This is a genomic window from Pedobacter sp. 01T416_2, from assembly GCF_056398925.1.
In genome coordinates, this window is sequence record NZ_JBFTQI010000279.1 from 1 (window position 1) to 6,846 (window position 6,846).

6 protein-coding genes, 1 tRNA gene and 1 pseudogene are annotated in these 6,846 nt (G+C 36.3%); 4 read left to right on the forward strand and 4 right to left on the reverse strand.

Going from position 1 to position 6,846, the window contains the following annotated elements:
* Window positions 1–177: 177 nt before the first annotated feature.
* The 3 genes from AC1DPQ_RS13225 to AC1DPQ_RS13235 form a co-directional block, all read right to left on the reverse strand.
* Window positions 178–251: transfer RNA gene (locus AC1DPQ_RS13225), tRNA-Arg, on the reverse strand.
* Window positions 252–350: 99 nt separating this feature from the next.
* Window positions 351–815: a redoxin domain-containing protein gene (locus tag AC1DPQ_RS13230; RefSeq protein ID WP_477585264.1), complete on the reverse strand. Its 465-nt coding sequence runs from the start codon at window positions 813–815 to the stop codon at window positions 351–353.
* Between the two features lie 99 nt (window positions 816–914).
* Window positions 915–1,823 (reverse strand): SDR family oxidoreductase, encoded by a 909-nt coding sequence (locus tag AC1DPQ_RS13235; protein ID WP_477609675.1) that lies wholly within the window; start codon window positions 1,821–1,823, stop codon window positions 915–917.
* A gap of 161 nt (window positions 1,824–1,984) precedes the next feature.
* On the opposite strand from AC1DPQ_RS13235, the gene atpD reads away from it, so the two are divergent.
* Entirely contained in the window at window positions 1,985–3,487 is a 1,503-nt protein-coding gene (gene atpD, locus AC1DPQ_RS13240) for a F0F1 ATP synthase subunit beta (protein ID WP_477609679.1), read from the forward strand.
* 86 nt (window positions 3,488–3,573) lie between these two features.
* Window positions 3,574–3,819: an ATP synthase F1 subunit epsilon gene (atpC, locus tag AC1DPQ_RS13245; protein WP_029276466.1), complete on the forward strand. Its 246-nt coding sequence runs from the start codon at window positions 3,574–3,576 to the stop codon at window positions 3,817–3,819.
* A gap of 107 nt (window positions 3,820–3,926) precedes the next feature.
* Here atpC and AC1DPQ_RS13250 read toward each other — a convergent pair whose 3' ends face one another.
* On the reverse strand, window positions 3,927–4,880 hold the full coding sequence (locus AC1DPQ_RS13250) for an alpha/beta fold hydrolase (protein WP_477609677.1): 954 nt from the start codon (window positions 4,878–4,880) through the stop codon (window positions 3,927–3,929).
* A 698-nt stretch (window positions 4,881–5,578) separates the two neighbouring features.
* Here AC1DPQ_RS13250 and ilvE point away from each other — a divergent pair.
* Both ilvE and AC1DPQ_RS13260 read left to right on the forward strand, forming a co-directional pair.
* Window positions 5,579–6,469: a branched-chain-amino-acid transaminase gene (gene ilvE / locus AC1DPQ_RS13255; RefSeq protein WP_057931982.1), complete on the forward strand. Its 891-nt coding sequence runs from the start codon at window positions 5,579–5,581 to the stop codon at window positions 6,467–6,469.
* Window positions 6,470–6,593: 124 nt separating this feature from the next.
* Window positions 6,594–6,846 (forward strand): annotated as a pseudogene (locus AC1DPQ_RS13260) (hypothetical protein); the annotation flags it as partial.

Here is a 6,846-nt window from a genome sequence, read left to right on the forward strand (position 1 = left end):
ACACACTGGAAAAGCGAGAATTTATTGACTTGGTGTTCGATTCAAACCTTTACTAGGAAAATGGTATTTATCGAATACCTAGCATGAATATGCTTTCATTTAACTAACTAAAAATGAGAGATTTACGCGTCATGATCGTAGACAAAAAAGGGAGGATTTTTCAATCCTCCCTTCAAGTGCACTTGTAGGGATTCGAACCCCAAACCTTCTCATCCGTAGTGAGATGCTCTATCCAATTGAGCTACAAATGCATTTCCGTATCGTTAACGGACTGCAAAGGTATAATYTGATATTTTAATTTCCAATTAAATTTTAAAAAAATCTCAAAATATTCTTTTGCAGAATATGCTTTATGCGTTTAATGTATCATTAATTGCTTTAAAATCAGGCAACTCATGTGCATCTTCTAAAACTTCTGCATAAGCTATTTTTCCTTCTTCATTGATCACAAAAGCCGCTCTTTTGGAAACACCTTTCAATCCGAACACAAATTCATCATAAAAAGCACCATAAGCTGCTGATACTTCTTTGTTAAAATCAGACAATAAAGGGAACTGATAACTTTGAACTTCTTTAAACTTAGCCAAAGAGAATGGAGAATCAACTGAGATGCCAATTACCTGTGCATCTATCCCTTCGTAATAGCTAAAATTATCACGCATGGTACATAATTGTTCTGTACATGTTCCGGTAAAAGCCATCGGAAAAAAGTGAATAATTACTTTTTTACCTTTGAAACCAGAAAGCGCAATTTCGGTTAAATCTGAACTGTATAATTTGAAATCRGGGGCGTTATCGCCAACTTGTAATGCCATTATGTATTTTTTATGGGTTAAATATATTAATTGGTTCAATAGTTCATCGGCCATTTGTTCATTAGTATTGCATCCCCCAAATGAACTATGACCAGTGAACTAATTATCTTTTTTCATCTGCTGATCCAAAATCGCCAAGCCTTCTTCAAAACTATGTGGACGGTAATCTAGATCTTTAATGGTCTTATCTAAAACAAAACCAGTTCTAATCGGTCGTTTAGCTGTTTGGTTTAAACCTGTAGAACTTATTTCATTAATAAATGATTGATCAAGGCCCCAAAAATCAGCAACTTTTCGCACTAAATCTGCAATAATCATGTAATCTTTACCCGATACATGATAAATTCCTTTTGTATTTTTTTCTACCGCCAATAAGCAGGCTTCAGCTAAATCCTCAGCTAAAGTAGGCATACGCCATTGATCGTTTACTACATTAATAGGCGATGCTTTTTCTAATGCCTCTTTGGCCCAAAGTACAATATTGCTCCGGCTCATATCGCTGGTTATCCCATATACCAATATTGTTCTTAAGATTGCCCAGTTTGCTTTTGAGTTCTTCAACAGCTCTTCCGCCAGTACTTTCGATTCGCCATAATAACTTACCGGATTAACTGCATCCTCTTCTCTATATGGCCCGTCGGCACCATCAAAAACAAAATCGGTACTTAAATGAATAAGTTGAATGTTTTTTTCTTCACATATTGATATCAACGTTTGAACTGCATCTACATTTAGATGGCGACAAAGCGTTTTATTAGCTTCACAAATATCAACATTGGTCATTGCGGCGGTGTGCACAATGGCATCAGGGCTGTATCTTTCAATAACTTCCCTAACCTGAACAGCATTTAAAATATCCATTTCTGCATATCTATACCCATCCTTTACCGGATAGCGATTTGTTCCTTTAGAAGTGGCAACAAGCTTTACCCTTCCTTCGGCGAGAATTTTTTCAGTTAATTTCTGTCCTAAAAGACCGTTGCTGCCTGTTGTTAAAATGGTTTTCATACGCCTTATTTATGGCTCTAAATTATCTATAAAAACCATGTTGAAAAAATTTATAATATATATTTAAAATTAAGTAAGAAAAACTTAACTTTGCCAACCGAATTGGAGCCCCTATAAACAGCTTTAATTCATTGACTGTAATAAATTTACTCACAACAGATATGCCTAACTTAGGAAAAATAGCACAAATTATCGGCCCTGTGGTTGACGTTAGCTTTGCTAATGATGCCCATCTACCTAAAATTTTTGATGCGTTAGAGATAACGAAAGAAAATGGACAAAAAATTGTTTTAGAAGTTCAACAGCACTTAGGTGAAGATCGTGTACGCGCAATCTCGATGGACTCTACAGACGGTTTAGTTCGTGGAATGGACGTAGTTGACACTGGTGCTGCGATTAAAATGCCAGTTGGCGACCAAATTAAAGGTCGTTTATTTAATGTAGTTGGTGAAGCGATTGACGGTATCAACACAGTTGATAAAACTGATGGTCGTCCTATCCATGCTACTCCTCCTAAGTTTGAAGATTTATCAACTGAAACTGAGGTACTTTTTACAGGTATTAAAGTTATCGATTTATTAGAGCCATACGCAAAAGGTGGTAAAATCGGTTTATTCGGTGGTGCTGGTGTAGGCAAAACCGTATTAATTATGGAGTTGGTAAACAACATCGCTAAAGCTTATGCTGGTTTGTCAGTATTCGCAGGTGTTGGTGAGCGTACTCGTGAGGGTAACGATTTACTTCGTGAGTTTATTGAGTCAGGTGTTATCAACTATGGTGACGAATTCTTACACTCAATGGAAAAAGGTGGTTGGGATTTGAAAGCTGTTGATACTGAAAAATTAAAAGAATCTAAAGCAACATTGGTTTTCGGTCAAATGAACGAGCCTCCTGGTGCACGTGCACGTGTAGCATTATCAGGATTAACTGTTGCTGAATATTTCCGTGATGGTGATGGCGAAGGCGCTGGAAAAGACATCCTTTTCTTCGTTGATAACATCTTCCGTTTTACGCAGGCAGGTTCTGAGGTGTCGGCTTTATTAGGTCGTATGCCATCAGCTGTAGGTTACCAACCAACATTGGCAACTGAGATGGGTTTAATGCAAGAGCGTATTACTTCAACAAAACGTGGATCAATTACATCAGTACAAGCGGTATACGTACCAGCGGATGATTTAACTGACCCGGCTCCGGCAACAACTTTTGCCCACTTAGATGCTACTACAGTACTTTCGCGTAAAATTGCTGAACTAGGTATTTATCCTGCGGTAGATCCATTGGATTCTACTTCACGTATCCTTTCTCCAGCTGTTTTAGGTGATGAGCACTATAACACTGCACAACGTGTTAAAGAAACTTTACAACGTTATAAAGAATTACAAGATATCATCGCGATCTTAGGTATGGACGAATTATCTGAAGAAGATAAATTAGTTGTATCAAGAGCACGTCGTGTTCAGCGTTTCTTATCTCAACCTTTCCACGTAGCTGAGCAATTTACCGGCTTAAAAGGTGTATTGGTTGACATTAAAGATACCATCAAAGGATTTAACATGATCATGGATGGTGAAGTTGATGAGTATCCAGAAGCTGYATTTAACTTGGTTGGTAGCATTGAAGATGCGATCGAAAAAGGTAAAAAATTATTAGCAGAAGCGAACTAGTATCGAGATTTGAGTATTAAGTATCAGGACTATAAACAGGATCTTGCTACTTGATACTAGCTACTTGATGCTTAAATCTAAAAAAAATGAATTTAGAAATATTAACTCCAGATAAAAAAGTTTTCGAAGGTGAAGTAACAGCAGTTACGGTTCCTGGTACTTTAGGCTCTTTCCAGATTTTAAAAGACCATGCCCCTATCATCTCTACTTTAGAAGATGGAGAAGTTATTATAAAAGCAAACAAAGCTGATGAGCAACGCTTTTTTATTAAAGGCGGTGTAGTAGAAGCTATTCACAACAAAATTGTGGTTTTAGCTGAAGGCGTCGCTTAATCTAATTATTCGTCATGCTGAATTTATTTCAGCATCTGTAAAAGAACTCAGAGCGACGAAAACAAAAAGCCTCCCGATTTAAAAATCAGGGAGGTTTTTTGTTTATGTTATTGTTTAACAAAATCACAAACCGCCACAGTAAATTCCTTACTGTTTTCATAATAAAGCATGTGCGAGCCGTTTAATTGCACTACCTTTTGGTTTTTAAATTTATAATTTTTGTAATAGTTCGGTCCAACAGCGTGATCATCCTTACCCGTTATAATCAAGGCCGGTGTTTTAATTTCACTGGTAAGTAAAGCATAATCTTTAAAATATTCTGGATACTTCTGCATCTTTGTGCTATCCATTAAAGGCATAAAAAGAGTCATTCCGAAATCTGATGTACGTTTATAGGAGTTTTCGATGCTGTCCATTTTGATAACGGTATTTACATCATTGGCAATATATTTATATCCAAGATGCACCGCGCTTAACTTTTTTCTAACCAGCGCCGCTCCGTTCATTAATTTTTTAAAATCTGTTTCATTTATAGTGGTATCCTTTTTTAGTAACCGATATCCATATTCAATTTGTTCCTTCACCTGGTTTGGATTCATGAAATGGGCTATTGTATTCGCCATGATGATGCCAGATAAATGTTCTGGATACTTCAAGGCATAGTTAATGGCCAGAATACCACCGAATGAATGACTAAGTAAGTACACTTTTTCTACGCCCAATTTTAACCGCAGTTCTTCAACATCTTGAACAATCCGGTCTAAACTATAATTTTTTGCATTTTGCGAATGACCAGATCCTCTTTGATCCAGGTAAACCATTGTTAAACATTTCTCCAGGTTTGCTCCACCCATTTTTTCAAAGGAAAGAAAGTCCTGACCAGGGCCTCCATGTAAGTAGATACAAACAGGTCCTTTGCCTGCCACCTTAACAGATAATTTTACCGTATCAGAAGTTAAAATGGCCTGGTTCCCCATTTTGAGATGTGAGGTTGAATCTGACGGGGAACAACCACTAAATAATACGATTAATACAACAAAAAAGATATAAATTATTTTCATAGGAATAGTTTCTAATATTAAATTACACAACTTTACAATAAACAATCAAGCCAGTTTAATAATACTTTAATATCCACAAAAAAACACCAATAATTCTTAGCATTTTAACATCAAAATCTGACCAGAATTTTCAATTTCATACAGCCTTTAACTCGTTTTAGGCAGAAAAATAGAAAATTTATAATGCAAGCATAACAAACAGACTGTATACCGTTTTGATATTTGGTCTACGGCTATCGGCATTAAATAACTAATCCAACTCTAATTAAGAATAATATTCTGAATATAGATTCATTTTCAAAATTATATTCTTATTTAACTTTTTTCTGATTTCTCTTGCATATTAATGAACCAAAAACTAAATTGGTTTTTATAAACAATAAGATAACAATGACTATTCAGAACAACATATTTTCTACCGCTACTACTGCAAAAGCAGCTGGTAATGTAGTGTTACCTGTCATTTTACTTAACCTCCTACTCCTAAACATTTTATGGGGTAATAAGCGGACGCAGTTTAAATAGATTTTAAAAAACTAAATATACCTAAAGCGTCCCGATACAAACGGGACGCTTTTTTTAAATAACAAAAAGACAGTATTATGAACCGCCCATGATAAATAGTCAAAATAAAAAATGGAATGCTTATTTATCATGGTAAGCTCCATCTGACGGTTAAAAACAATAAGAATAAACAGATGAAATACTATAATTCTAATACGATTATTTACCTTGATGGACAGTTCGAAAAAGCTGTAAATAGCAGTACCGACCTTTACGGGCAGTCGCTACACTACGGCTATGCTGCTTTCGAGGGTATTAGAGCCTATAAAACACACAACGGCAACCGCATTTTCAAAGCCGCGGCCCATTTCGATCGCTTAGAGCGTTCTTGCCAATTGGCAAACATTCCTTTCCCATGGGATAAACAGGAATTAATTGCAGCAACCTATAAATTACTTCAGTTGAACAAACTGAAAGATGCTTATATCCGTCCCCTGGTATTTTGCCACCCGAACATGAAATTAAACGAGCCGAGTGGGGTTTCGATCTTAATCTGTGCCTGGGAATGGGATGCATATTCTGGTAACAAATTGTTAAAATTAACAGTTTCTGATTATGAAAGGCCAAACCCAAAATCGATTCCAATGGAGGCGAAATTGAGTGGAAACTATGTTAATTCTATTTTAGCTACTACTGCGGCAAATATTAAAGGTTATGACGAGGCTTTGCTTTTGGATATGCACGGTTTTGTTGCCGAGGCATCTGGAGCAAACATCTTTCTTGAAAAAGACGGAAAACTGTTTACACCATCTTTAGGAAATATTTTACCAGGAATTACACGTGCAACCGTAAAAGAACTTTGCACCGTTCTGGATATAGAATGCATTGAGAAAAAATTAACTACAGAAGATTTAAAAAATGCCGACAGCGCTTTCTTATGTGGAACAGCAACCGAGATAGCAGGTATAGCATCAATTGATGATATCGTATATCGCCCGTTGTGGAGAGAATCTCTCGGTTATACCATACAGCGAGCTTATAAAAACCTGGTACTCGAAAAAGTAAATTACGAAGTGATTATATAGCAGGTAGAATGTTGGTTGATAGTTAAATAGCCAATGGTTGATAGCCAATTCGGCCATATACCATGAACTAAAAAACCATCAACCAAAAAAGAAATTTAAAGAATAAGAAAGTACTTAAAAACAAATGACTGAAGAAATCAATCAACACTTCCCGAAGGCCTACCAGCAAATTAATGGTGCAACAAAAGCATCAGGATTTGACATGGCATCTGATGTGTTGACTTGCTCTTTGCTCAGAACACTTGCTTCTACCAAGCCTTCAGGTAAATTTCTGGAACTTGGAACAGGAACAGGTTTATCTACTTCCTGGATATTAGATGGTTTAGATCAAAATAGTACACTTACCTCGATAGATAATGACGCTAAATTTTTAGCGA

Excerpts from the sequence above, each read along its gene's own strand:
- AC1DPQ_RS13235 (WP_477609675.1), bottom strand. The coding sequence starts at position 1,823 with ATGAAAACCATTTTAACAACAGGCAGCAACGGTCTTTTAGGACAGAAA.
- atpC (WP_029276466.1), top strand. The coding sequence starts at position 3,574 with ATGAATTTAGAAATATTAACTCCAGATAAAAAAGTTTTCGAAGGTGAA.
- AC1DPQ_RS13250 (WP_477609677.1), bottom strand. The coding sequence starts at position 4,880 with ATGAAAATAATTTATATCTTTTTTGTTGTATTAATCGTATTATTTAGT.
- ilvE (WP_057931982.1), top strand. The coding sequence starts at position 5,579 with ATGAAATACTATAATTCTAATACGATTATTTACCTTGATGGACAGTTC.